The sequence below is a fragment of the Xanthomonas sp. fls2-241-TYG-148 genome, from assembly GCF_030208815.1.
Classification (GTDB): Bacteria; Pseudomonadota; Gammaproteobacteria; order Xanthomonadales; family Xanthomonadaceae; genus Xanthomonas; species Xanthomonas campestris.
Genome location: NZ_JARVTE010000001.1, coordinates 802742 through 828318 on the forward strand (window position 1 = coordinate 802742; position 25577 = coordinate 828318).

Annotated in this window: 24 protein-coding genes and 1 tRNA gene; 14 read left to right on the forward strand and 11 right to left on the reverse strand. The window is 65.7% G+C overall.

Annotation, left to right across the window (positions count from 1 at the left end; genetic code table 11):
* Positions 1 to 354 precede the first annotated feature (354 nt).
* The 6 genes from QRM60_RS03625 to murJ form a co-directional block, all read right to left on the reverse strand.
* Positions 355 to 430: transfer RNA gene (locus tag QRM60_RS03625), tRNA-Thr, on the reverse strand.
* Between the two features lie 184 nt (positions 431 to 614).
* On the reverse strand, positions 615 to 1565 hold the full coding sequence (gene ispH / locus QRM60_RS03630) for a 4-hydroxy-3-methylbut-2-enyl diphosphate reductase (RefSeq protein WP_103702636.1): 951 nt from the start codon (positions 1563 to 1565) through the stop codon (positions 615 to 617).
* Between the two features lie 135 nt (positions 1566 to 1700).
* Entirely contained in the window at positions 1701 to 2204 is a 504-nt protein-coding gene (lspA, locus tag QRM60_RS03635) for a signal peptidase II (protein ID WP_011036354.1), read from the reverse strand.
* Positions 2205 to 2470: 266 nt separating this feature from the next.
* Complete coding sequence (ileS, locus tag QRM60_RS03640; protein ID WP_285445623.1) at positions 2471 to 5302, reverse strand: isoleucine--tRNA ligase; 2832 nt, start codon at positions 5300 to 5302, stop codon at positions 2471 to 2473.
* A 6-nt stretch (positions 5303 to 5308) separates the two neighbouring features.
* The gene (locus QRM60_RS03645) at positions 5309 to 6397 is read right to left on the reverse strand and encodes a bifunctional riboflavin kinase/FAD synthetase (protein ID WP_115555603.1); all 1089 of its coding nucleotides are present in this window, start codon (positions 6395 to 6397) and stop codon (positions 5309 to 5311) included.
* 237 nt (positions 6398 to 6634) lie between these two features.
* On the reverse strand, positions 6635 to 8227 hold the full coding sequence (murJ, locus tag QRM60_RS03650; RefSeq protein ID WP_285445718.1) for a murein biosynthesis integral membrane protein MurJ: 1593 nt from the start codon (positions 8225 to 8227) through the stop codon (positions 6635 to 6637).
* A gap of 116 nt (positions 8228 to 8343) precedes the next feature.
* On the opposite strand from murJ, the gene rpsT reads away from it, so the two are divergent.
* Positions 8344 to 8613: a 30S ribosomal protein S20 gene (gene rpsT, locus QRM60_RS03655; protein WP_002807888.1), complete on the forward strand. Its 270-nt coding sequence runs from the start codon at positions 8344 to 8346 to the stop codon at positions 8611 to 8613.
* A 91-nt stretch (positions 8614 to 8704) separates the two neighbouring features.
* Here rpsT and obgE read toward each other — a convergent pair whose 3' ends face one another.
* The 3 genes from obgE to rplU all read right to left on the reverse strand — a co-directional run bounded on the left by obgE (position 8705) and on the right by rplU (position 10601).
* Positions 8705 to 9757: a GTPase ObgE gene (gene obgE / locus QRM60_RS03660; RefSeq protein WP_011036350.1), complete on the reverse strand. Its 1053-nt coding sequence runs from the start codon at positions 9755 to 9757 to the stop codon at positions 8705 to 8707.
* A 250-nt stretch (positions 9758 to 10007) separates the two neighbouring features.
* Entirely contained in the window at positions 10008 to 10268 is a 261-nt protein-coding gene (gene rpmA / locus QRM60_RS03665) for a 50S ribosomal protein L27 (RefSeq protein ID WP_011036349.1), read from the reverse strand.
* A gap of 12 nt (positions 10269 to 10280) precedes the next feature.
* Complete coding sequence (gene rplU, locus QRM60_RS03670) at positions 10281 to 10601, reverse strand: 50S ribosomal protein L21 (RefSeq protein WP_005989959.1); 321 nt, start codon at positions 10599 to 10601, stop codon at positions 10281 to 10283.
* Between the two features lie 292 nt (positions 10602 to 10893).
* Between rplU and uvrA the strand changes: the two genes are divergently transcribed.
* From uvrA to QRM60_RS03700, 6 genes are all read left to right on the forward strand, one after another.
* Entirely contained in the window at positions 10894 to 13860 is a 2967-nt protein-coding gene (gene uvrA / locus QRM60_RS03675; RefSeq protein WP_285445624.1) for an excinuclease ABC subunit UvrA, read from the forward strand.
* Positions 13860 to 14264, forward strand: a complete 405-nt coding sequence (locus QRM60_RS03680; protein ID WP_011036347.1) for a thioesterase family protein — start codon at positions 13860 to 13862, stop codon at positions 14262 to 14264. Before uvrA ends, QRM60_RS03680 begins: the two co-directional genes overlap by 1 nt.
* Positions 14265 to 14497: 233 nt before the next feature.
* Entirely contained in the window at positions 14498 to 15268 is a 771-nt protein-coding gene (locus QRM60_RS03685; protein ID WP_075286033.1) for an enoyl-CoA hydratase/isomerase family protein, read from the forward strand.
* 54 nt (positions 15269 to 15322) lie between these two features.
* Entirely contained in the window at positions 15323 to 16228 is a 906-nt protein-coding gene (tesB, locus tag QRM60_RS03690; protein WP_011036345.1) for an acyl-CoA thioesterase II, read from the forward strand.
* Positions 16229 to 16491: 263 nt separating this feature from the next.
* Entirely contained in the window at positions 16492 to 16998 is a 507-nt protein-coding gene (locus QRM60_RS03695; RefSeq protein ID WP_103702678.1) for a DUF2007 domain-containing protein, read from the forward strand.
* Between the two features lie 230 nt (positions 16999 to 17228).
* The gene (locus QRM60_RS03700) at positions 17229 to 18431 is read left to right on the forward strand and encodes a sigma-70 family RNA polymerase sigma factor (protein WP_285445625.1); all 1203 of its coding nucleotides are present in this window, start codon (positions 17229 to 17231) and stop codon (positions 18429 to 18431) included.
* A 200-nt stretch (positions 18432 to 18631) separates the two neighbouring features.
* Here QRM60_RS03700 and QRM60_RS03705 read toward each other — a convergent pair whose 3' ends face one another.
* Complete coding sequence (locus QRM60_RS03705; RefSeq protein ID WP_285445626.1) at positions 18632 to 19228, reverse strand: EF-hand domain-containing protein; 597 nt, start codon at positions 19226 to 19228, stop codon at positions 18632 to 18634.
* 39 nt (positions 19229 to 19267) lie between these two features.
* Between QRM60_RS03705 and QRM60_RS03710 the strand changes: the two genes are divergently transcribed.
* Entirely contained in the window at positions 19268 to 20185 is a 918-nt protein-coding gene (locus QRM60_RS03710) for an arginyltransferase (RefSeq protein WP_274496637.1), read from the forward strand.
* A gap of 47 nt (positions 20186 to 20232) precedes the next feature.
* Positions 20233 to 21456, forward strand: coding sequence for an endonuclease/exonuclease/phosphatase family protein (locus tag QRM60_RS03715; protein ID WP_285445627.1), 1224 nt, complete (start codon positions 20233 to 20235; stop codon positions 21454 to 21456).
* A 300-nt stretch (positions 21457 to 21756) separates the two neighbouring features.
* On the opposite strand, the gene purT is transcribed toward QRM60_RS03715, so the two are convergent.
* On the reverse strand, positions 21757 to 22959 hold the full coding sequence (gene purT, locus QRM60_RS03720; protein ID WP_237351414.1) for a formate-dependent phosphoribosylglycinamide formyltransferase: 1203 nt from the start codon (positions 22957 to 22959) through the stop codon (positions 21757 to 21759).
* Between the two features lie 128 nt (positions 22960 to 23087).
* On the opposite strand from purT, the gene QRM60_RS03725 reads away from it, so the two are divergent.
* The 5 genes from QRM60_RS03725 to QRM60_RS03745 all read left to right on the forward strand — a co-directional run bounded on the left by QRM60_RS03725 (position 23088) and on the right by QRM60_RS03745 (position 25559).
* Entirely contained in the window at positions 23088 to 23957 is an 870-nt protein-coding gene (locus QRM60_RS03725; RefSeq protein ID WP_285445719.1) for an SPFH domain-containing protein, read from the forward strand.
* A 9-nt stretch (positions 23958 to 23966) separates the two neighbouring features.
* On the forward strand, positions 23967 to 24251 hold the full coding sequence (locus QRM60_RS03730; RefSeq protein ID WP_116903137.1) for a hypothetical protein: 285 nt from the start codon (positions 23967 to 23969) through the stop codon (positions 24249 to 24251).
* Positions 24248 to 24427 carry an Arc family DNA binding domain-containing protein gene (locus QRM60_RS03735; protein ID WP_285445628.1) on the forward strand — a complete coding sequence of 60 codons (180 nt, stop codon included), beginning with the start codon at positions 24248 to 24250 and terminating at the stop codon, positions 24425 to 24427. Before QRM60_RS03730 ends, QRM60_RS03735 begins: the two co-directional genes overlap by 4 nt.
* Positions 24424 to 24627: a hypothetical protein gene (locus QRM60_RS03740; protein ID WP_285445629.1), complete on the forward strand. Its 204-nt coding sequence runs from the start codon at positions 24424 to 24426 to the stop codon at positions 24625 to 24627. Before QRM60_RS03735 ends, QRM60_RS03740 begins: the two co-directional genes overlap by 4 nt.
* Positions 24628 to 24761: 134 nt before the next feature.
* A complete protein-coding gene (locus QRM60_RS03745) occupies positions 24762 to 25559 on the forward strand; it encodes a M15 family metallopeptidase (RefSeq protein ID WP_285445630.1) in 798 nt (265 codons plus the stop codon).
* The last annotated feature ends 18 nt before the right edge of the window (positions 25560 to 25577 follow it).

Consider the following 25577-nt stretch of genomic DNA (forward strand, 5'->3'; position numbering starts at 1 on the left):
CGGTCGATCCAAGTGCGAAGGAACGCCAGCCTCGTTCGTCGGATCCGCCAGCGGCGTTTTGAACAGCCCGCTCCCGGTGGAGATGGCGGCCCAGATCGAAGACACGGGTTAGCTCCCTAATTTTAGTCTTTGCTGCACCTGCACGAAACCCATTGGCAATGATCCATCGCAATGAATGCGCGCAGATGTGTGCGACATGTTGTCGCAGCGCGTCAAAGTGCAGGGAATACGGCCAGTTGCGGCCGTCGTGCAGTGGGCAGAGAACCTACGCGATGCCCTTAAAATTCCAGCGTCGACGCGCACAGCGCCCAAACGCAACTGGGCCGACCAAAGGTCGACCCAGTGATGAAGCGATGGTGCCGGAAATAGGAATCGAACCTACGACCTACGCATTACGAATGCGCCGCTCTACCAACTGAGCTATTCCGGCTAGCCGTGAATTGTAGGAGCGGAGCGCCGCTGCGGTCAATCGCCTTGGGTATCGCGGCTGTGCCACGCACCTGCGTCTCAGCCGCTACGATCGTTGCGCCCTCCTCCGCAGCGCTCGGCTTTACCCGAGCCGGTGAGGCAACTGCGCGGATGTTCCGCCGATGACCTGGCGCGCGCCTCCCGCCTCAGCTGACCAGCCGCAGCCGCAGCTCCTTGGGCAGGGCGAACACCATCGACTCCGGCTCGCCCGCCAGTTCGGACACGCCATTGGCACCGAGCTCGCGCAGCCGCGCCAGCACGCCGTCGACCAGCACCTGCGGCGCCGAGGCGCCAGCCGTCAGGCCGATATGCTGCTTGCCGACGATCCAGGCCGGGTCGATCTCGCTGGCGTTGTCGATCAGGTAGGACTCCACCCCATCGCGGCGCGCCAGCTCGCTGAGCCGGTTGGAGTTGGAGCTGTTGGGCGAACCGACCACGAGCACCAAATCGCACTGCCGCGCCAGGTCGCGCACCGCGTCCTGGCGGTTCTGCGTGGCGTAGCAGATGTCGTCATGCTTTGGCCCCTGCATGGCCGGATAGCGCGCGCGCAAGGCCTCGATGATGCCCATGGTGTCGTCCACCGACAGCGTGGTCTGGGTCGTGTAGGCCAGGTTCTCCGGCTGGCGCACCTGCAAGGTGGCGACCTGCTCGATATCTTCCACCAGGTAGATCTGCCCGGGGCCGCGCTCGCGGCTCCACTGACCCATGGTGCCCTCCACTTCCGGATGCCCGGCATGGCCGATCAGCACCACGTCGCGGCCGGCACGGCAGTGGCGGGCGACTTCGAAATGCACCTTGGTCACCAGCGGGCAGGTTGCGTCGAACACCTTCAGCCCGCGCCGTTCGGCCTCCACGCGCACGGCCTGGGAGACGCCGTGGGCGCTGAAGATCACCGTGGCGTCGTCCGGCACTTCGTCCAGTTCCTCGACGAAGATGGCGCCGCGCTGCTTGAGGTCGTCGACCACGAAGCGGTTGTGCACCACCTCGTGGCGCACGTAGATCGGCGCACCCAGCGTCTCGATCGCACGCTTGACGATCTCGATCGCGCGGTCGACACCGGCGCAGAAGCCGCGGGGATTGGCGAGCAGGACGTCCATAAGCTTTTTCTCTCGACAGCCCGGCCGCGATGGCCGGACGTTTTCAACAGGGAGCGCGGCCGCCGACAACGCGGCGCCAGGCGCTTTGCTGCGGCGTGCCCGTCAAGGCAGCGTCGCAGCGGGCATGGATCGGGATTATCCCGCTTTTCGACTGCGCTTGCCGTCGAACAAACCGAACAGTGCGATGCCGATCGCGCCACCCACGATCGCCGAGTCGGCGATATTGAACGACGGCCAGGTGTGCTCGCCGACATACCACTGGATGAAATCGACCACGTGGCCGTGCATCAGGCGGTCGATCACATTGCCGATCGCCCCGCCGATGACCAGCGCGTACGGCACTGCGCTGCGCCAGTCGCCGCGCGCGGTGCGCGACAGCCAGAACGCCAGCAGGCCACTGATGCCGACCGCCAGCGCGGTGAAGAACCACAGCTGCCAGCCACCGGCATCACTCAGGAAGCTGAAGGCTGCCCCGGTGTTGTAGGTGCGGTACCAGTTCCAGAACCCGTCGATGACCGGCACCGGGGTGTATTCGGGCAGGCTGGACAGCACCCAGGCCTTGCTCCACTGATCCAGGCCGATCACGACAGCCGAAAGCAGTAACCAGATCAGGGCGGACGGGTTGGGTCGTTGACTCATGTCGAAATATCGCAAGTAGGGGGCCTCCCCCGTGGCGGAGAAGAGGCCTGGATGGCGGGAACAACACAGGATGGCACGCACGGGACAACCAACCGACCTGCCCCATGCCGGACTGCACGCCGGGCTTCAGCTGCAGGGCCCGCCGCAGGGCAAACTGAGGAACGGTGGCTGCCCACCAGAACCGCGTGGACCGTACAGCTGGCCGGCGCCGCAACCCTGCAGCGGACGCGGCGGCGCGCTCAGCACGCCGCCACGCCATAGCCGCATCAGAACCAGCGACGCTCCTCGCCCGGGCCTTCGATGTTGCTGACGCAGCGGCTGCACAACTCCGGGTGCCGCGGGTCGCTGCCCACGCTGGCCTGGTGGTGCCAGCAGCGTACGCACTTGGCCTTGGTGGTGGGCTGCGCACTGACGAAGATGTCGTCGGTGCTGGCCGCGGTCACGGTGACGTCGCCACTGATGAACAGGAAACGCAGCTCATCGCTCAACGGCTGCCAGCGCGCGGCGGTCTGCGCGTCGGCGGCCACGGTGATTTCCGCTTCCAGCGCCGCGCCGATCGCGCCATTGGCGCGCATCGGCTCCAGCACCTTGGCCACCTGCTCACGCAGCGCCAGCAACTTGTCCACGTCGGCGCTGGTCAGTGCAGCGTCGGCCGGCATCGGCGCCAGCCCCTCGTACCAGGTGGCGAACAGCACGTTGCCGGAGTGCTCTCCCGGCAGGTGCGCCCACAGTTCTTCGGCAGTGAAGCTCAGCACCGGCGCAACCCAGCGCACGAACGCCTCGGCCACGTGATACATCGCGCTCTGCGCCGAGCGGCGACCGCGCGCATCTTCGGCCATCGTGTACAGGCGGTCCTTGGTGACGTCCAGGTACAGCGAGCCCAGGTCCACGCTGCAGAAATTCAGCAGCGCCTGCACGATTTCGGCGAAGTCGTAGCGCGCGTAGGCGGCGGTGATCTTCTCCTGCAGCTCGTGCGCGCGATGCACGATCCAGCGGTCCAGCAGCACCATGTCGTCCAGCGCCACCAGATGCTGCAACGGGTCGAACCCATGCAGATTGCCGAGCAGGAAACGCGCGGTATTGCGCAGGCGACGGTAGGCATCGGCATTGCGCTTGAGGATCTCCTGCGACAGCGACATCTCGTTGCTGTAATCGGCCGAGGCGATCCACAGGCGCAGGATGTCCGCGCCCAGGGTCTTCATGATGTCCTGCGGCTCGATGCCGTTGCCCAGCGACTTGGACATCTTGCGGCCGTGCTCGTCCACGGTGAAGCCGTGGGTCAGGCACTGCTTGTACGGCGCCGCCTTGTCCATCGCCACGCCGGTCAGCAGCGAGGACTGGAACCAGCCGCGGTGCTGATCGGAGCCTTCCAGATACAGGTCGGCCGGCTTGGGCAGGCCGCGGTCCACCAGCACCGCCTCATGGGTCACGCCGGAGTCGAACCACACATCCAGGATGTCGGTGATCTTGTCGTAGTCGCCGGCTTCATCGCCCAACAGCTCGGCTGCGTCCAGCGTGTACCAGACATCCACGCCGCCCTGCTCCACCCGCTCGGCCACCTGCCGCATCAGCTCGGTGCTACGCGGATGCGGCTCGCCGGTTTCGCGGTGCACGAACAACGCGATCGGCACGCCCCAGGTGCGCTGGCGCGAGATGGTCCAGTCCGGACGCCCGTCGATCATGCCGGCGATCCGCGCCTGGCCCCACGATGGATACCAATGCACGGTTTCGATGGCCTTGAGCGCATCGGCGCGCAGGTTGGCCTGCTCCATCGAGATGAACCACTGCGGCGTGGCGCGGAAGGCAATCGGCGTCTTGTGGCGCCAGCAATGCGGATAGCTGTGCTCCATCTTGCTGGCAGCTAGCAATGCGCCGGTGTCGCGCAACGCATCGATGATGACGTCGTTGGCTTTCCAGATATGCAGCCCGGCCAGCACGGTGTCGCCCAGCGGCGGGGTGGACGGCAGATACACGCCGCGCCCGTCGATCGGGTTGATCTGCGCGGCGCTGTAGCGCTCCAGCAGACCGTACTTTTTGGAGACCTGGTAGTCCTCCTGGCCATGGCCCGGCGCGGTATGCACCGCACCGGTACCGTCGTCGTCGGAGACGTGATCGCCCAGGATCAGCGGGATGTCGCGTTCGGCATAGAACGGGTGCGCCAGCAGCAGCTGGTCCAGCGCCGCGCCCTTGGCGTGACCATGTACCACCACCGCCTCGACGCCATAGCGCGCCAGCGCCTTGCCGGCCAACGCCTCGGCGATCACCAGCCAGCGCGGCTGGCCGTGGTCGGCCGGGCCTTCCACCAACACGTAGTCCAGGGCCGCACCCAGGCTCACCGCCAGCGAGGCCGGCAGCGTCCAGGGCGTGGTGGTCCAGATCGGCACCGCCACCTGCGTACCCGCAGGCAGCGTGACGCCGAATGCCGCAGCGATCGCGGCCGGATCACGCGCCGGGTAGGCGATGTCCACCGTCGGCGAGAGCTTGTCGGCGTATTCGATTTCCGCCTCGGCCAAGGCCGAGCCGCAGTCGAAGCACCAGTGCACCGGTTTGACGCCGCGCGTGAGGTGGCCGTTGTCGATGACCTTGGCCAGCGCGCGGATTTCATTGGCTTCGAAGCGGAAGTCCAGCGTCTTGTATGGGTTGTCCCAGTCGCCGATCACGCCCAGGCGCTTGAAATCGCGCCGCTGCAGGTCGATCTGCTCGGTCGCGTACTCGCGGCACTTCTGGCGGAACTGCGCGGCGTCCAGCTTCACGCCGACCTTGCCGAACTTCTTCTCGATCGCGATTTCGATCGGCAGCCCATGGCAGTCCCAGCCCGGGATGTAAGGCGCATCGAAGCCAGCCAGGTACTTGGACTTGACGATGATGTCCTTGAGGATCTTGTTGACCGCGTGACCCAGATGGATCTGCCCGTTCGCATACGGCGGGCCGTCGTGCAGCACGAACAGCGGGCGCCCGGCGGCATTGGCACGCACTTGTGCGTACAGCCCCTCGCGCTCCCAGCGCTCCAGCATCGCCGGCTCGCGCTTGGGCAGGTCGCCGCGCATCGGAAAGTCCGTGGCGGGCAGATGGAGTGTGGCTTTGTAGTCTTGGGTCACGGGAATCTACCGTTGCGCTGCATTATGTGAACCGTCCGCACGGGCGTGCGCAGGGCTTTGCGAGGGGCTCGCAGGTGAGGTCTCTGCAGACGTGGGTGTGGCTGTCTGCGTCGAAGGTGCATCGGCGTGCTGTGGCTCGGCCTGCTGCGGCAAAGAATGCGTGCGCGCATGCGCGGCAAGCACGGCACGCGCCTGCTCGGCATCGCGATGCATCTGCACGGTCAATGCCTCCAGCCCATCAAACTTTTCTTCATCGCGCAGTTTGGCGACGAATTCGACCGCGATGTGGCGCCCGTACAAGTCGCCCTGAAAATCGAACAGGTGCGCTTCCAGCAGCGGCTCGATCCCCGCAACCGTGGGCCGCGTACCGAAGCTGGAGACCGACGGCCATGGCTGCGCGGCCACGCCATGCACCCAGGTGGCGTAGATGCCGGACAGCGCGGGGGTGCGGGAAAACCGCAGATTGGCGGTGGGATACCCCAACGTGCGGCCAAGCTGCTTGCCGCGGACCACACGTCCACCGATTGCGTACGGGCGGCCGAGCAGTTCGCCGGCATGGGCAAATTCCCCAGCCACCAGCAATTCCCGGATGCGCGTTGCCGAGATGCGCTCACCGCGCAGATGCACCGGCGCAATCTCGCCGGCAGCAAAGCCGTGCTGCTCGCCCAGGGCACGCAACAGCGCAATGTCGCCGCCACGTCGATGGCCGAAGCGGAACTCCGGGCCAATCCACACTTCGCGTGCGCACAGGCGCCCCACCAATGCCAGGCGGACGAAGTCCTGCGCGCTCATCGCCGACAGCCGGCCGTCGAAACGGATCATGCCGACGCTATCGGCACCGAAGCCGTACAAGCCTTCGATCTTGGCGCGGGCCAGGGTCAGGCGCGGCGGCGGCGTGTCGTTGGCGAAGAACTCGCGCGGCAACGGCTCGAAGCTCACCGCCACCGCCGGCACGCCCAGCGCACGCGCACGTTCGACCGCATGGCGCACCAGCGCCTGATGGCCCAGGTGCAGGCCATCGAAGGCACCGATGCAGACCACGCTTCCGTGCGGGAACAGCGTCCCGCCCTCGACGTCTCTAAACAGCCTGCTCATTCCTCGTTCCAAAGCGACGCCAGCCTGCGGGCCAGCCCTCGATCATGCATAACCGTCAAGTATAGCCGCGCGCAACAAATCGCATGGCCCCGGCGGCTGAGATGGGGACGTCCGTCCGGGTTGCCAATCGACCGGCAGCCGGCGCACGCGCCGCGTGTGCCGGGTCGCCCCGGCCGCGTGAGGAATGGCACCCATCTCCGACACGCAAGCCTCCAGCGTCCAAGCCCCTTCGCAGCGTCACTGCTCGCGCAGATGCCGCGGCCGCAGGCCCAGTGCCAACTGCGCCACCACATAGGTGAGCCCGCCACTGCCCACCAGCACCGCCAGCCAGCCGATGCGCTGCCACTTGTCCATCTCGGTGAACGACGGCAACCACCACAGCAGGCCCAACAGCACCACCACCATCGCTGCACAGGCCACCAGCAGGCGCGCCGCATAGCCTGCCCAGCCCGGCCGGCGCTGATAGACACCGGACTTGCCCAGCCAGAACCACAACAGGCCCAGGTTGAGATAACTGGACAGCGCACTGGCAATGCCCAGCGCCAGATGCAGGCCGGGCTGCTTGCCGAGCGCCTGCATCACGCCTTGCGCCTTCAATTCCGGCGGCACCATCACCTGGTAGAGCACCGCCAGGAACGCGAAGTTGAACACCATGTTGGCGATCAGCGCCGCCACGCCCGCGCGCACCGGGGTGCGGGTGTCCTGCCGCGCATAGAACGCTGGCAGCACAACTTTCAGCATCGCGTAGGCCGGCAGGCCAAAACTCAGCCCGTACACCGACAGCGCAGTCATGCGGGTGTCGAACGCGGTGAACTGGCGGTACTGGAACAAGGTGGCCACCAGTGGCTCGGCCAGCAGCAGCAGGCCCAGCATCGCCGGCATCGCGATCAGCAAGGTGGTACGGAAACCCCAATCCAGCGCCCCGGAGAACGCGGTGCGGTCGGTCTTGACATGATGCCGCGCCAACGCCGGCAGGATCACCGTGCCCAGGGCCACACCGAACACGCCCAGCGGCAACTCCAGGAAGCGGTCCGCCAGCGACAGCCACGACTGCGACCCGTCGCTCAGGCGCGCGGCAATCACCGTGTCCAGCATCAGGTTGATCTGCGCCACCGATGAGCCGAACAGCGTCGGGATCATCAAGGTCAGTACCTTGCGCACGTCCGGATGCCCCCAGCCCCAGCGCGGCAGCGTGAGCAGGTCGATGCCCTTCAACGCCGGCAGCTGGAACAGCAGCTGCAACGCACCAGCCACCAGCACTGCCCAGCCCAGCGCCAAAATCGGCACATCCAGGCGCGGCGCCAACCACAGCGCGCCGGCGATCATGCATAGATTGAGGATCACCGGGGTCAGCGCAGGGATCGCAAACCGCTGGAAGCTATTCAGCGCACCACCGGCCAGGGCCGTCAGCGAAACGAACAGCAGGAACGGAAAGGTCAGCCGCAGCAAATCCACCAGCAGGCCGTACTTGTCCGGATCGGTGGCCGCACCATCGGAGAACACCGAAGCGAGCTGCGGGGTGAAGATCAGCCCCAGCGCCGTCACCAGCAGCAACATGCCGCCCAAGGTGCCGGAGACCCGCGCCATCAATTCGCGCAGATCGGCGTGCGGCCGGGTCTCCTTGACTTCGGTGAACACCGGCACGAAGGCGGTGGCGAACGAGCCTTCGGCGAACAGGCGCCGCAGGAAGTTCGGAATCCGGAACGCCACCCAGAACGCGTCGGTCACCGCGTTGGCGCCGAAGGTGGTGGAGATCGCCTGATCGCGGATCAGGCCCAGTACCCGCGACACCATGGTCATACTGCTAAACGAGAGCAGGCCCCTCATCATGCGGGGTGTGCTCATGGGCAATCCCTCTTGACAACTGACTTGACGTACATATCTGGGTCCATCATACTTTCGCGCTTGCTTTTTCCACCATACCGATTTTTCAGGAACCCACCACCGTGGCCAATATCAAGTCCGCCAAGAAGCGCGCCAAGCAGACCGTTGTGCGCAACGAGCGCAACACGGGCCAGCGTTCGATGCTGCGCACCGCCGTCAAGAAGGTGATCAAGGCCCTTGACGCCAACGATGCTGCAGGCGCCGAAGCTGCTTTCGCCGTTGCTCAGCCCATCCTCGACCGTTTCAGCGCCCGTGGCCTGATTCACAAGAACAAGGCTGCGCGTCACAAGAGCCGCTTGACCGCTCGCATCAAGGCCATCAAGGCCGCGTAAGCGATCAGCAGGTTCGCCATCGAGAGCCCGGCTTTCGATGGCACAAGAAAACCCGGCCTTGGCCGGGTTTTTTGTGGGCGCCTGTCTGCGCTCAACCTGCATTGCGCGCCTCGAGCTCGTCCTCGCGCTGACGATCGAAGAAGGCCATCACGTCCTTCATGATCGGGAAGGTGCCATCACGGCCCAGTGCCGACACCAGGTACCACGGCGCCGTCCAGCCCAGCTCGGCCACGATGGCCTCGGCAGCGGCCTGCGCCTCCTCCGGGAACATCAGGTCGGCCTTGTTGAGTACCAGCCACCGCGGCTTTTCCAGCAGCGCCGGATCATGCCGTTCGAGTTCGCGCTCGATGGTGCGCACCTGATCGACCGGCGACACGCCATCTACGCCGCCGTCCATCGGCGAAATGTCCACCAGATGCAGCAACAGGCGGGTACGCTGCAGATGGCGCAGGAACTGCGTGCCCAGGCCGGCGCCATCGGCGGCGCCCTCGATCAGGCCCGGCACGTCGGCGATCACGAAGCTGCGATACGCCTCGACGCTGACCACGCCCAGATTCGGGTACAGCGTGGTGAACGGGTAATCGGCCACCTTCGGCGTCGCCGCCGAAACCGCGCGAATCAACGTGCTCTTGCCGGCATTGGGAAAGCCCAGCAGGCCGACGTCGGCCAGCAGCTTGAGCTCCAGCTTGAGCAGGCGCTCCTCGCCCTCCTCGCCGGTGGTGGACTGACGCGGCGCGCGGTTCACCGAGCTCTTGAAATGCATGTTGCCCAGGCCGCCCTTGCCGCCCTTGGCCACCAGCAGACGATCGCCGTGTTGGGTCATGTCGCCGATGATTTCATCGGTCTGCACGTTCATCACCACCGTGCCGACCGGCACCACGATGACGCGGTCTTCGCCACCCTTGCCATAGGCCTGCCGGCCCATGCCGTTCTCGCCGCGCTGCGCCTTGAACGCGCGCTCATGGCGGAAATCGACCAGCGTGTTGACGTTTTCGTCGGCCACGATCCAGACGCTGCCGCCGTTGCCGCCGTCACCGCCATCCGGCCCGCCAAGCGGGATGAACTTCTCGCGGCGAAAGCCGACACAGCCATTGCCGCCATTACCGGCGGTGACCAGGATTTCTGCTTCGTCGACTAACTTCATGAGCTTGCAACCGGGAATGGGGAATAGGAAATGGGGAATCGGCCAGCAAAAGCGGCGGATTCCTGCCGGCGAAAACACCCGCCAGCACGGCTGTAGAAAAACGCGATGGGACGCAGAACCGGCTTTTCCGATTCCCGACTCCCTACTCCCGATTCCCAGCCGTCAAACGAAAAACCCCGCCGAAGCGGGGCTCTCCGTCTCGCCCGCCAGGCAATACTGCCGTGCGGGCTGGTCTGCATGGAGCGGGCGATTACGCCTCGGCAACCACGCTGACGGTGCGACGCTTCTTCGGGCCCTTGGTGGTGAATTCCACCTTGCCGTTGACCAGCGCGAACAGCGTGTGGTCACGACCCAGGCCGACGCCGGCGCCCGGATGGAACTGGGTGCCACGCTGACGCACGATGATGTTGCCGGCATCGATGGCCTGGCCACCGAAGATCTTGACGCCGAGGTACTTCGGGTTGGAATCGCGACCGTTGCGCGAGGAACCTACGCCCTTTTTATGTGCCATGACTGGTTCTCCTTACTTCTTGTCGCCACCGGCGATGCCGGTGATCTCGATTTCGGTGTAGTACTGACGGTGTCCCTGACGCTTCATGTGGTGCTTGCGGCGGCGGAACTTGATGATGCGCACCTTGTCGGCGCGGCCATGGGCCACAACCTTGGCGGTGACCGAAGCGCCCTTCAGCGCGTCGCCCAGCTTGATGCCATCGCTATCACCCAACATCAGGATGGTGTCGAACTTGATCTCGTTGCCGGCTTCGACTTCGAGTTTTTCCACGCGGAGCGTTTCGCCCTGCGCGACGCGGTATTGCTTACCGCCCGTTACCAGAACTGCGTACATGACCAGGTTTTCCTCTGTAGTTATTATGGTCGCCTGACTTGCCCATGGGGCAGACAGGAGCGGGATTGTACTGCCCTAGCCGGTTTCGGGTCAACCCGCAAGCAGGTCTGCCGCCGCAGGCCAAAATCACCCCCGTGAAACGGATCATCCGGCCGCCACAGGCGCTCGGTCACACTGGCATTTGGGGCAATTGCCCTCACCTAGGTCGGCGGGTAGGCTGATCGACTGCCACTCATTCCTGCTGAGCACGCTCGCACCACTGCCGGTTCGCCGGCCCGACATCGGATCCCCCATGGCGATGGATTTCATCCGCATCCGCGGCGCGCGGACGCACAACCTCAAGAACATCGACCTCGACCTGCCTCGCGACAAATTGATCGTGATCACCGGCCTGTCCGGCTCGGGCAAGTCGTCGTTGGCGTTCGACACCATCTATGCAGAAGGCCAGCGCCGCTACGTCGAGTCGCTGTCGGCGTATGCGCGCCAGTTCCTCAGCGTGATGGAAAAGCCGGACCTGGACCATATCGAAGGGCTGTCGCCGGCCATCTCGATCGAGCAGAAGTCCACCTCGCACAACCCGCGCTCCACGGTCGGCACGATCACCGAGATCTACGACTACCTGCGCTTGCTGTACGCACGCGTGGGCCAGCCGCGCTGCCCGGACCACGGCTTCCCGTTGGAGGCGCAGACCGTCAGCCAGATGGTCGACCACATGCTCACGCTGGACCCGGAGCAGCGCTACATGCTGCTGGCACCGGTGATCCGCGACCGCAAGGGCGAGCACGCGCAGGTGTTCGAACAACTGCGTGCGCAGGGCTTCGTGCGTGTGCGCGTGGATGGCGAGTTGTACGAGATCGACGCGGTGCCGCCGCTGGCGCTGCGCCAGAAGCACACCATCGAAGCGGTGATCGACCGCTTCCGCCCGCGTGAAGACATCAAGCAGCGGCTGGCGGAAAGCTTCGAAACCGCGCTCAAGCTCGGCGAAGGCATGGTCGCAGTGCAGTCGCTGGACGATGCCACTGCTGCGCCGCATCTGTTTTCGTCCAAGTACAGCTGCCCGGTCTGCGATTACTCACTGCCGGAGCTGGAACCGCGCCTGTTCTCGTTCAACGCGCCGGTCGGCGCCTGCCCGAGCTGCGATGGCCTGGGCGTGGCCGAATTCTTCGACCCGGACCGCGTGGTGGTGCATCCGGAGCTATCGTTGTCGGCCGGCGCGGTGCGTGGCTGGGATCGGCGCAATGCCTATTATTTCCAGCTGATTGCCTCGCTGGCCAAGCACTACAAGTTCGACGTGGATGCGCTGTGGAACACGTTGCCGGCCAAGGTGCGCCAGGCGGTCCTGTTCGGCAGCGGCGATGAGGTGATCAGCTTCACCTACTTCACCGATGCGGGCGGGCGCACCACGCGCAAGCATCGCTTCGAAGGCATCCTGCCGAACCTGGAACGCCGCTACCGCGAGACCGAATCGCCGGCCGTGCGCGAAGAGTTGACCAAGTACGTCAGCCAGCAGCCCTGCCCTGCCTGCAACGGCACACGTCTGAACCGTGCCGCGCGTAATGTGTTCGTGGCCGACCGCCCGCTGCCGGAACTGGTGGTGCTGCCGGTCAACGAAGCGCTGAACTTTTTCCGCGGATTGTCGCTGCCGGGTTGGCGCGGCGAGATTGCCAGCAAGATCGTCAAGGAAATCGGCGAGCGACTCGGCTTCCTGGTCGACGTGGGCCTGGATTACCTCACCCTGGAACGCAAGGCTGACACGTTGTCCGGTGGCGAAGCACAGCGCATCCGTCTGGCCAGCCAGATCGGTGCCGGCCTGGTCGGCGTGATGTACGTGCTCGACGAACCCTCGATCGGCCTGCATCAGCGCGACAACGAGCGCCTGCTCGGCACGCTGACGCGACTGCGCGACCTGGGTAACACGGTGATCGTGGTCGAACATGATGAAGACGCCATTCGCCTGGCCGATCACGTGCTGGACATCGGCCCTGGCGCGGGCGTGCACGGCGGTGAAATCTGCGCGCAGGGCACGCTGCAAGACATCCTGGAGTCGCCACGTTCGCTGACCGGCCAATACCTGTCGGGTAAGCGCCGCATCGAGATTCCCAAGCAGCGCCACAAGCCCAACCCGAAGATGATGCTGCATCTGCGTGGGGCCACCGGCAACAACCTGAAAAATGTGGACCTGGAGATTCCGGCCGGCCTGCTGACCTGCATCACCGGCGTGTCCGGTTCGGGCAAGTCGACGTTGATCAACGATACCTTGTTCACGCTGGCGGCCAACGAGATCAACGGTGCATCGCACACGGTGGCACCGCATCGCGAAGTCGAAAATCTGGACCTGTTCGACAAGGTGGTGGACATCGACCAGTCGCCGATCGGGCGCACACCGCGTTCCAACCCGGCGACCTACACCGGCATGTTCACTCCGCTGCGCGAGCTGTTCGCGCAGGTGCCGGAATCGCGTGCACGTGGGTATTCGCCGGGCCGCTTCAGCTTCAATGTGCGCGGCGGCCGCTGCGAGGCCTGCCAGGGCGACGGCATGATCAAGGTGGAGATGCACTTCCTGCCCGACGTGTACGTGCCGTGCGATGTCTGCCATGGCAAACGCTATAACCGCGAGACACTGGAGATCCGTTACAAGGGCTTCAACATCAGCGACGTGTTGCAGATGACGGTGGAAGACGCGCTGCGGCTGTTCGAGCCGGTGCCGTCGATCGCGCGCAAGCTGGAAACCTTGGTGGACGTGGGCCTGAGCTACATCAAGCTGGGCCAGAGCGCGACCACGTTGTCCGGCGGTGAAGCACAGCGCGTGAAGCTGTCCAAGGAGCTGTCGCGGCGTGATACCGGGCGCACCTTGTACATCCTGGACGAGCCGACCACCGGCCTGCATTTCCACGATATCGAAGCGCTGCTCGGCGTGCTGCACAAGCTGCGCGACGAAGGCAACACGGTGGTGGTGATCGAACACAATCTGGACGTGATCAAGACCGCCGACTGGATCGTGGATCTTGGGCCGGAAGGCGGCCACCGCGGCGGCACCATCCTGGTCTCCGGCACGCCGGAAGATGTGGCCGCACATAAAGCCTCCTACACCGGGCAGTTCCTGGCCAAGATGCTGCCGTCGGTGAAGGCACGCGAAACCCGCCCGGCCGCGATGGCCAACAAGCCTGATGCGCGGCCACCGCGCAAGGTCAAGCCGGAGAAGGTGGCCAAGGCTGCCAAGACCGCCACCAAGAAGACTGCAAAGAAGAAGGCAAGCTGATGAGCGAACACAAGATCCTGGCACGCGTTCCGATCAGCGTGCGCTGGCGCGACATGGACAGCATGGGCCACGTCAACAACGCCAAATACATTTCCTACCTGGAAGAAGCGCGCGTGCGCTGGATGCTGGGCGTGGAAGGCGTGGCGATGACCGATCGCATCGCACCGGTGGTCGCGGCCACCAACGTCAACTACAAGCGGCCGTTGGTTTGGCCCAATGACATCCTGGTGGAATTGTTCGTCGAACGCCTGGGCAGCAGCAGCGTGACCATCGGGCATCGCATCCTCGACCAGAAAGACGAGGGCGTGCTGTATTCGGACGGGAACGTGGTGGTGGTGTGGATCGACACCCAGACCGGCAAGAGCGCGTCGTTGCCGGATGCGGTGCGTGCCGCGAGCAGCTGATCGCGCGCAACATAGACGCGGGTGAATGACGCACGGCGGCTTCTTTATGAAGCCGCCGTTTTTAGTTGCGCGTTTCTCGCCCCCGGTGAAACAGCTGGCGCCCACGTGCGCTGATGCTGCACTGCGCCTGCGCGCGCGCACCAGCGGCAGCACTGCATCCAGCAGCGCGCTTGCATGCACGCACCGCGTGCAGCGACGGCCGTCTATCATGAGCCGACTTTCAGGAGCCCCACATGAGCATCCAGATCCTTGACCACGGCCGTCTTCGCGAAATCCGTCTGGCGCGCCCGCCGGTCAATGCGCTGGATACCGCGCTATGCCAGGCACTGACTGCCGCCGTGCAGCAGGTGGGAAGCGAGGTCGACGGCGTGGTGTTGTCGGGCAGCGAACGTATTTTTTCCGGTGGCATGGACGTGCCGCACCTGCTCTCGCATGGCACCAACCGCGGCGCGCTGCTGGAGAGCTGGACAGCGTTTTTCGATGCGGCTAACGCGCTGGCCCACTGCCCGGTGCCAGTGGTCGCGGCAATCGGCGGGCACGCGCCGGCCGGCGGTTGCGTGCTGGCGTTGTGCTGCGATTACCGGGTGATGGCGCGCAGCGCCGATACCGCGCGGCCTTACGTGATTGGTCTGAATGAAGTGCAGGTCGGCCTGGCGGCGCCGGAAGGCATCCAGCGCCTGTTGCGCCGCGTGGTCGGTGCGCACCGCGCCGAACGCCTGCTGATCGCCGGGCAGCTGGTGCCGGCCGAAGAGGCAGTCAAGATCGGGCTGGTCGACGAGCTGGTGGATGGCGAGCTGGTCACCGCGCGCGCCGTGGCCTGGCTGCAGGACCTGCAGCAGTTGCCGCGCCAACCGATGCTGGCCACCCGCGCGGTGGCGCGTGCCGACCTGCGCGCGGCGCTGGCGCCAGAGTTGATCCAGCTGGAGCGCTTCATCGACGGCTGGTATGCGCCGGACGCGCAGGCCGCACTGCATGGGCTGGTGGCGCGCCTGCAAAAGGCATAGCACGCACAGGCGGGCCGCTATAATTGCGCTCCGTCGCACGCTCAGGCCAGCCTCTTGTCCGCCAACGCCGAACCCGTGGTCTCCGAACTGATCAGCCTGCTCTCGCTGGAGCGGCTGGAAGACAACCTGTTCCGTGGCCAGAGCCGCGACATCGGTACCAAATACGTGTTCGGCGGCCAGGTGCTGGGCCAGGCCCTGTCCGCGGCCCAGGCCACGGTGGAGAACGGCCGCCAGGCGCACTCGCTGCACGCCTATTTTTTGCGCGCCGGCGATATCGACCACCCCATCGTCTATGACGTGGACCGCACCCGCGATGGCGGCAGTTTTTCGGTGCGGCGCGTTACCGCGATTCAGCACGGCAAGGTGATCTTCTTCTGCGCGGCCTCGTTCCAGGAACGCGAAGACGGCGCCGAGCATCAGTCGGCCATGCCGGTGGTGCCGCCGCCGGAGGACATCGAACCCACCGCGCCGCTGGCACCGGAGGTGCTGGCGCGGCTGCCGGCGAAGGTGCAGCGCTGGCTCTCGCGCGGCGGCCCGTTCGAGTTCCGCCACGTGTTCCCGCGCGACGAGCTCAAGCCGCCCAAACGGCCGCCCTTCCAGCAGATGTGGCTGCGCCTGAGCGACCCGGTGGGCGATGACGTCGGCCTGCACCAGGCACTGCTGGCGTACGCATCGGATTTCCAGCTGCTTGGCACCTCGACGTTTCCGCACGGCATCAGCTATTACACGCCCAACGTGCAGATGGCTTCGCTCGATCACGCGCTGTGGTTCCATCGCCCGTTCCGCACTGACGACTGGCTGCTGTACTCGCTGGATAGCCCCACCGCGCAGGGCTCGCGCGGCCTGGCGCGCGGGCAGTTCTTCACCCGCGACGGCGTGCTGGTGGCCAGCACCACCCAGGAAGGGTTGATCCGGGTAGTGCGTGACGGCAGTGCCACCGCCGTGCCGGCCAAGGACTGACACGTGCGCTCGCGGCAACCGGCCATGACCACTGCCCGGGCGAGACATCCGCGCTACGCAGCGCGCGGCGCAGTGATCTTGCACGGCAGGCCGGTCAGTGCCGCATTCGGCGCCACGGCCACCGTGGCTGGTGGCTGCATGCTGCTGCGGATTCGCCTATCCGCAGACGTGGCACGCAATGCACCGCCGGCCCCTTTTCTTTCTCCCGTTCGAAGCAATTGCGCGCCCAGCGCAGTGGCGACAGACATCGATGGCACGCCCTAATGCGCAAGATTTTCAGCAGTCAACGGATCGAAACCGCCGAGGGCGTGGCCAACCTGCTGCGCAATGCCGGAATCGAGATCCGTATCAGTAATGGCCGTTCGTACCAGAGCAAGCGCAGCGGCCAGTTCAGCTATCTCGAACAAGGCAATGCGCAGGCGCATCCAACCGTGTGGATCGTGCACGCCAACGACCAACCACGTGCGCGCGAACTGTTGCGCGATGCGCGCCTGCTAGACACCACGCGCCGTGACATGCCCAACGTGGAATACACCTTTCGCGAGGGCGAGACCGGCTCAAGCACCAGCGCGCGCAGCTGGGCTTGGCGGATCCGGTTGGTGCTGTTGCTGGTGATCGGCGCCGTGGCCATGGTGGTGGTGATGCGTCACCGCGCCGCGCCCGAGGCACCGGCGGCCACGCCGGCAGCGCAACCGGCACCAGCAAAAATACCGCAAGCGCCCGCCGCGGAAGAAGACCAGACACGGGTCCGCATCCAGCCGGCCAGCTGATTGGCGCGTGGCCAATCGGCCGCGCAGGTGCCAATGCGCTTCGCCCGGCATCGTGGTGAGCGTTGGTCATCGCATGACGTGGCAACGATGCCGCGATCGATCTGGCGACCATAGCTAAGTAATGCAACGGCTCTAGGGAACCAGTCCAGCACGCTTACGCGCTGACGCAGCGAGCGGTCACATTCGCCAGGCAACTGCTTCATGCTGGTACCTGGACACGGATTCCGACGATGCACGCCGACACTCTGGACGCGATGCTCCACCACGAACTGCCGCACGCTGCGGCGGGTTGCCAGCAGGCATACGGCCGTATCGTCACTGCCTGCCAGAACACGGTCACCGCCATCGCCCTGGCGATCACGCGCGATGTGGCGGCCAGCGAAGACATCGCGCAGGAAGCATTCCTGCGTGCGTGGCAGCGGCTGGCGCAGTTGCATCAACCGGCCAGCTTCCTGCCCTGGCTGCGACAAATTACCCGCAACCTGGCGCGCGACTGGCTACGCAGCCACCGGCATCGCCCACTGAGCGGTGAGGCGGCGGATCTGGCCATTGCAATGGCCGCCGACCCTTCGCCCTCGCCGGCCGAACAGGCCCTACAAGTGGAAGAAGAGCGCGCCGCGCTGGAGATCATGTCCGCGCTACCGAACGACAGCCGCGAGATCCTGCTGCTGTACTACCGCGAGGGCCAGCGCTCGCAGCAGGTGGCCAGCCTGCTCGGGCTCAGCGATGCGGCGGTGCGCAAGCGCCTGTCGCGCGCCCGTGCCACCGTGCGTAACGAACTGCTGCAGCGCTTTGGCACCTTCGCACGCGGCAGTGCGCCGGGTGTAGCCTTCGCCACCACGGTGACCGCTGCCACGATGCTCGCCGCGCCCGGAACGGCAAGCGCGGCGATTGCGCTGGGCGGGATTGGCAGTCTCGGCGGCGTCGGCAAACTGGGTGCCAGCGGCCTGAGCGGATCGGCGTTGACCAGTGGCAGTGCCGCCGGTGCGCTGAGCGTCCTGCTCGGCATGCCGATGGCAATCGCCTTGCTCGCAATCACGGTCGTGACGCTGACAACCTACATGTCTGGCGCGTATCTGTTGCGCTTTGCGACCACCGCGCGGGAAGCCGCTGCGATTCGTGGTTTCACTCGCCTGAGCACCCTGACCGCTGCACTGACCTGTGGAGCACCCTTGTTGCTGCGGGTGTTCGGTGCGCCCACGTGGCTGGCGCTCTGCGTGCTGGCAGTTGGCATGTCGGTGGTCTGTTACCACACCTTGGGCACCCTGCCGCGCATCATGCAGCCGATGCTGGAGCGCGACGCGCGTCGACGCGGCACCACCCGCCCGCCGTTACTGTACTGCTGCATGTTCAGCCGCAGCGCAATTGCAGTCAGCCTGGCTGCGGTCATCGTGCCCATCGCCTACCGCTATGGCGTGCTGGGACTGGTGTGATGCGGGCATGGCTACGTTGTCGCTGAGAATGCGCGCTGCAAAAAAAACGGCCTCCTGCAGTTGCAGAAGGCCGTCGGTCGATCGGCGCCTTGTTACGGTGTTGCTGAGTTGCGACTACGTGTGTTGTCCGTGTTGCCAGTCATCGCCACACGCCCTGGCTGAGCCCCTCTCGCCAGGGCATGCGTGGACTTCCCTATCGATCAGTTACCGGCCGCCGGCTTGGCCGGCATCGGGCGCTTGCCATGCTCGCCACGCTCGCCGTGTTCACCACCCCGCGGGCCATGTTCGCCGCGCAACTTGGAGGCCGCATCGAACTCGGCCTTGCTCAACTTGCCGTCCTTGTCGGTATCGGCCTTGGCGAACCAGGCATCACGGTGCTGCTGCATGCGCAGCTCCCGATCGGCGCGGTCGACAAACCCGTCCTTGTTGATGTCCATCTGGTCGAAGCGCGCCGCGAACTTGGGGTCGGCCTTGGCTTCGTCACGGCTGATGCGTCCGTCCTTGTTGGCATCGAGCTTGGCCCACATTTCGTCGCGGCCATCACGGCCCGGTCCGCGACGGTGTGGACGTTCGTCGCGCGACAGCTTGCCGTCCTTGTTGGTGTCCAGGCTGTCGAACTTGGCGGCCAGGCGTGGGTCGGCGGCCGCTTCGCTGCGGTCGATCACGCCATCGCCGTTGGTGTCGAGCTTGGCCGGGCGCGGTGCGTCGCCTGCGGCAGGCGGGGTGGCAGCGAAGGCGCTGGCGGTGGACAGCGCGGCCAGTACGGCCAGGGCGAGAAACGGTTTGCGGGACGTCATGAGAAACTCCTTGGATGTGAAAACCACACGCGGCACTGCATGGGCCGCATCGCGTGGGTGGTGCGTCCGGACGCGCCGTGCGCTGCCACCAACATCCACATCAACGGGCGATTGCCGCCGCCGTTGACGCGCCAACCGGGCGCATTCATCCAGCGGACAGTCGCCGCCGTTGCGACGCACAGGCGCTATCCTGCGCGCATGGCCATCCATGCCGACACCCACGACGACCTGCGCCTGTTCCAGACCGGCGAGCATGCCTGCGGGTATTGGTCCGATCGCCAGGCGCGCGACCTGGTGCTGGACCCGCACGATCCACGCCTGGGCGCGCTCTATCCGCAGGCGCTGGCGTGGGGATTTCGTCGTTCTGGCGATCTGGTGTACCGCCCGCATTGCGAACGCTGCCGCGCCTGCGTGCCGGTGCGCATTGCCGTGGATGCGTTTCACCCCGACCGCAGCCAGCGCCGCTGCCTGGCGCGCAACCAGGATCTGGTGGTGCGTGTGGTCGCCGCCGAACGCACCGAAGAGCAGCTGGCGCTGTATCGCCAGTATCTGCAGCACCGGCATCCGGGCGGCGGCATGGACACGCACGGCGCTGCCGAGTTCGATCAGTTCCTGATCGGTGGCTGGTCGCACGGGCGCTTTCTGGAAATCCGCGAACCGGCCGTCGACCATGTGCCCGGCCGGCTGCTGGCGGTGGCGGTGACCGATGTCACCGAGCACGCCTTGTCGGCGGTGTACACGTTCTACGCACCAGATGCGGCTGCACGCAGCCTCGGCACCTTTGCCATCCTCGAACAGATCCAGTGGGCCAGACGCGAACGCCGCGCGCACCTGTATCTGGGCTACTGGATCGAAGGCCACGCCAAGATGAATTACAAGCGCCGCTTCAACGCGCTGGAAGCCTACGACGGCCGTCATTGGCGCGGCCTGCCCGCGGCCCAGGGCTCGGCCCGATAGCGCCACGCGACATCGGTCTGTCGCATGCTGCATGCGAGAATAGCGCCATGATCAGACCTGTCTTATTGCTTGCACTGGCCGCGCTTTGCACCGCCTGTGCCCACCGTGCCGCCCCGACCGGGCAGAGCGCTGCATCCACCACGGCCGCCCCCTTGCGCATCGCCACCTACAACACCTCGCTGTACTCCGATGAGGCCGGCGGGCTGGTACGTGAACTGCAGGGCGACAGTGCGCATGCGCGCAAGATCGCCGCCGTGCTGCAGCGCGTGCGCCCGGACCTGGTGCTGCTCAACGAGTTCGATTTCGACCCTGCGCATCGTGCGGCCGATCTATTCCAGCAACGCTATCTGCAAGTGGCCCAGCCCGGCGGTGGCGACGCATTGTCGTATCCATATCGCTACCTGGCACCGGTCAATACCGGCGTGCCCAGCGGCCTGGACCTGGACAACAACGGCAGCGTTGGCGGCGATGGCCGCAGCCGTGGCAACGATGCCTGGGGCTACGGGCTGCACCCTGGCCAGTACGGCATGCTGGTGCTGTCGCGCTATCCGATCGATGCACAGGGGGTGCGCAGTTTCCAGTTGCTGAAGTGGAGCGCGCTGCCGGGTGCACTGCGCCCGGTCGATCCGGCCCCCCGGCGCCCGTTCTACAACGATGCGATCTGGGCCCAGCTGCGGCTGTCGTCGAAATCGCATTGGGACGTGCCGGTGCGCACGCCGCTGGGTGTGGTGCACGCATTGGTCTCGCACCCCACGCCGCCGGTATTCGACGGCGCGGAAAAGCGTAATGCCGCGCGCAACCACGACGAGCTGCAGCTGTGGCGCGCTTATCTGGACAACGCCGCCGACACCACGCGTTGGCTGTGCGACGACCAGGGCCGCTGTGGCGGCCTGGAACGCGACGCGCACTTCGTGATCCTGGGCGATCTCAACAACGACCCCATCGATGGCGCCGGCCGGCATGAAGCGATCCGTGCGCTGATCAATCACCCGCGCGTGCTGCAGTACCCCGCACCCGTCAGCGCCGGTGGCCCGGGAAAAACCGCCGAATACGCCGCACAAGACATTGCGCATACCGGCGACCCGCACCAGGTCACCGGCGACTTCGGACCGCAGGCGGGCACGATGCGGCTGGACTACGTACTGCCATCGCATCAGTTCACCCTGGCCGGCAGTGGCATCTTCTGGCCCGCCAGCAGCTCGCCGGATGCCGCAATCGCCGATGGCAGCGATCACCATGCGGTGTGGGTGGATGTGGCTGGGAAGCCGTGATTGGGGAGTCGGGATTGGGGATTTGCAACTGATCGCGATACCCAGGCCTGCGACGCGCTTGATGGCTGTCCTGCGCTCACGTATCCCTTTGCGTGAGCGCTTTCTACAACAGAGATCGCTGATGCAGGAGTAGCGCGTGTGCATGTGCGCTTTGCTCGCGGCATGTGCTTAAAACACGTTGGAGATCGGGAGTTGCAGCGTGCACTCACACGCGACGGTCATCCCGCTCGCATCAGCTGCGCTGCACGAGGACAGGGCGCAGCGGCATGACCGCAGGCGCCCTGCCCGTGACTCACAGCATCATGCGTCCAGCCGGATGACCAGCGCGGCGGCAGCCACGCGCGCTTTCTCGCGTGCTGCATCGATGCTGTCGGCGCGCGCCAGCGTCACGCCAACCCGGCGATGACCATCCACGCGTGGCTTGCCGAACAAGCGCAGCGCGGTGTCCGGGTCGCGCAAGGCCTCGGCCACGTTGTCGAACACCGGCACGCCGTTGCCATGCGCCAGTAGCGCGCACGATGCGGAGGGACCGCTCTGACGGATCACGCCACCGTTCTCCGCCCCGACCGGCAGACCCAGAATCGCGCGCGCGTGCAGCGCGAACTCGCTCAGTTCCTGCGACACCAGCGTCACCAGGCCGGTGTCGTGCGGGCGCGGCGAGACTTCGCTGAACCACACCTCGTCGCCCTTGACGAACAGCTCCACGCCAAACAACCCCCAGCCGCCCAACTCATCGGTGATCGCCTGTGCAATCTCCTGCGAGCGGCGCAGCGCCGCGGCCGACATCGGCTGCGGCTGCCAGCTTTCGCGGTAGTCGCCATCTTTCTGCCAATGGCCGATCGGGTCGCAAAACGAGGTGCCGCCGGCATGGCGCACGGTCAGCAGGGTGATCTCGTAATCGAAATCGATGAAGCCTTCGACGATGCAGCGGCCGGCGCCGGCGCGTCCGCCCGTTTGCGCGTAGTCCCAGGCTGCGTCGATGTCCGCCTCGCTGCGCAGCGTGCTCTGGCCTTTGCCCGAGGACGACATCACCGGCTTGACCACGCACGGCAGCCCGACTGTGGCGATCGCCTCGCGGTACTCGGCGGCGGTGTCGACAAAGCGATACGGCGAGGTCGGCAGGCCCAGGGTTTCGGCAGCCAGGCGACGGATGCCTTCGCGGTCCATGGTCAGACGCGCGGCACGCGCGGTGGGGATCACCTTCTGCCCCTGCTCGTGCTCCAGCGCTACCAGGGTCTCGGTGTGGATGGCTTCGATCTCCGGCACGATCAGGTGCGGCTGCTCCTGCGCGATCAGCGCCCGCAAGGCTTGCGGGTCGAGCATGTCCAGCACGTGCGAACGATGCGCCACCTGCATGGCCGGTGCGTTGGCATACCGATCGGCGGCAATCACTTCCACCCCAAAGCGCTGCAGCTCGATGGCGACCTCCTTGCCCAGTTCGCCCGAGCCCAGCAACAGCACACGGGTGGCGGAAGGCGACAACGGCGTGCCGAGAGTGGTCATGAGCGCGGTCCAGATCGGGAGGGGCCGCCATTCTAACGAACGCGCGATTGCCGCAGATGGCGGCAGCCCTTTAACAATCTGATATCACTTTGATATCTTTCCAACGAACCCACATGGACTCCCTCCTCATGAAAGAGAAGCCGATCGGCTCGCTGGCAGGCATCCCCATCATCCTTGCCGTGGGCGCCGCGTTCGCGGGCATGGCCTGGTATTTGCTCAGTGCAATTTCCGCCGCGAGCATCACGCCAGCCGGCTTCATCGCGGCGCTCGCAGTCGTGGTGGTCGGGATCTTTTTCTTCGCCGGCCTGTACACCCTGGAACCCAATCAGGCCGCGGTGCTGAGCCTGTTCGGCAAGTACGTCGGCACCGTGAAGGACCCGGGCCTGCGCTGGAACAGCCCCTTCTATGCAAAGAAGCGGATCAGCCAGCGCGTGCGTAATTTCGAAAGCGGCCGGCTCAAGGTCAATGAACTCGACGGCAGCCCGATCGAGATCGCGGCCGTGATCGTGTGGCAGGTGATGGATGCTTCCGAGGCGGTGTACAACGTGGACGACTACGAAAGCTTCGTGCACATTCAGTCCGAAGCCGCGCTACGCGCGATGGCCACCAGCTATCCGTACGACCAGCACGAAGACGACCAGATTTCGCTGCGCAGCCACCCGGCCGAGATCAGCGAACAACTCAAGCGCCATCTGGACGAGCGCCTGACCCAGGCCGGCGTGGACGTGATCGAGGCGCGCATCAGCCACCTCGCCTACGCGCCGGAAATCGCCCAGGCCATGCTGCAGCGTCAGCAGGCCAATGCGGTGATTGCCGCACGCTCGCGCATCGTGGCCGGCGCCGTGGGAATGGTTGAAATGGCGCTGGCCGAGTTGCAGAAAAACCGCGTGGTGCAGTTGGACGAAGAGCGCAAGGCGCATATGGTCAGCAACCTGCTCACCGTGTTGTGTTCTGATCGCGGCACCCAACCGGTGGTCAACGCTGGCTCGCTTTATTGAGGTGAAACAATGAATGTCATGGTGCCGTTGGTGGTCGCGCTGTCCGGCTTGCCCGCACTGGCGATCGCCGCCTCCATCGGTGCGGACGACGACGACCGCGCACGCGGCCTGGGCCTACGCTGGGCCTTGATCAGCCTGGTGATCCTGATCGGTGCCGCCTGCCTGTACTGGGCCGGCGACAACCGCGCAGGAATCTATGCAGTGGTGATCGGCATGATCATCGGCGTCAACGTCTTGATCATCTCGATGGTCATGCACCTGCGCCGCCACAGCGGCCGCGGTGAGCGCGAGTGAGCGAAAAAAAGGCCTACCCGCTGCGCATCAACGCCGATGTACTGGCAGCCGTGCAGCGCTGGTCCGATGACGAACTGCGCAGCCTCAACGCGCAGATCGAATATGTATTGCGCGATGCCTTGCGCAAGGCAGGGCGGCTGCCAAAGCCGCCCGCCGAGAAGGAACCACACGCATGAGCAAGCGCTGGACTGACCTGACGCTCGAGTTGAAGCCTTCGTTCATCGGTGGCATCAAGCACGACGACATCCACGCCGAACTGATCAAACCGGGCAACCTCGGCTGGGAGCTGGTCAACAGCATCATGCCGGCACCGCTGAGTGCGGCGCTGCTGGTGTTCAAGGGCGCTGCTGGTGTTCAAGAAGGAGCTCTGAGGTGACGAGGCCATCGCGCCAGCGGCTCGACGGTACTGCGTTGCCCCCATCACGCAACGGGCAACGCCGGCCGCCGTTCCAGCTACTGCAGGATCTGCTGCAGCTGGCCGCGCAACGCGCTTAGCCCTACCCTGTTGCGATGCGCCAGACACAGTCCCTGCTGCTCAACACCACCGCGATCGAACTGCTTCCTGCTGCCCTGCTGCGTGCACGCAGCAATGCCGACGCACGCGTATTGGCGCAGGCCGATTGGCTGCTGCGGCGCAAACGCGATGGCAAGTACCTCGCCGCGCAGCTGCCGCATGGGTTGATGCCACTGATCCCACGCCTGGCCCGCGAGCCGGGCCTGGACGAGGCGCTGGATCTGCTCCACACCAGCGCGCGCCGCACCACGCAGGCGCTGGATGCCGTGCTGCCGATCGATGGGCTGCAGCGCCGCCTGACACAGCTGGGCATTGGCGCCGACGCGTATGTGGCGCAGACCGGGCTGGACCTGATCGCCGAACCGGCAGCGCTGCACCTGGCCGGGCACGATCGCTTTGCCCGCCCGCTGTGGCTCAGCGCCGGTGCTGCGCGTGCGTGGCGGCAGCTGCATGCGGCCGCGCTGCGCGAAGACGTGGTCCTCGATGCCATTTCCGGCTACCGCAGCCACGACTATCAACTGGGTATTTTCGAACGCAAGTTTGCGCGTGGCCTGACGCTTGCGCAGATCCTGGCGGTCAACGCGGCACCTGGTTTCAGCGAACATCACAGCGGCGATGCAGTGGATATCGGCACGCCTGGCGAACCGCCAGCCGAAGAACGTTTCGAGTCAACCGCGGCATTCGCATGGCTGCAGACGCATGCCGGGCGCTTTGGTTTTCGGCTGAGCTATCCGCGCGACAACCCGCACGGCATCGTCTACGAGCCCTGGCATTGGCGCTGGTGGCCGGCCTGATGGCGCGTGCACAGGTAA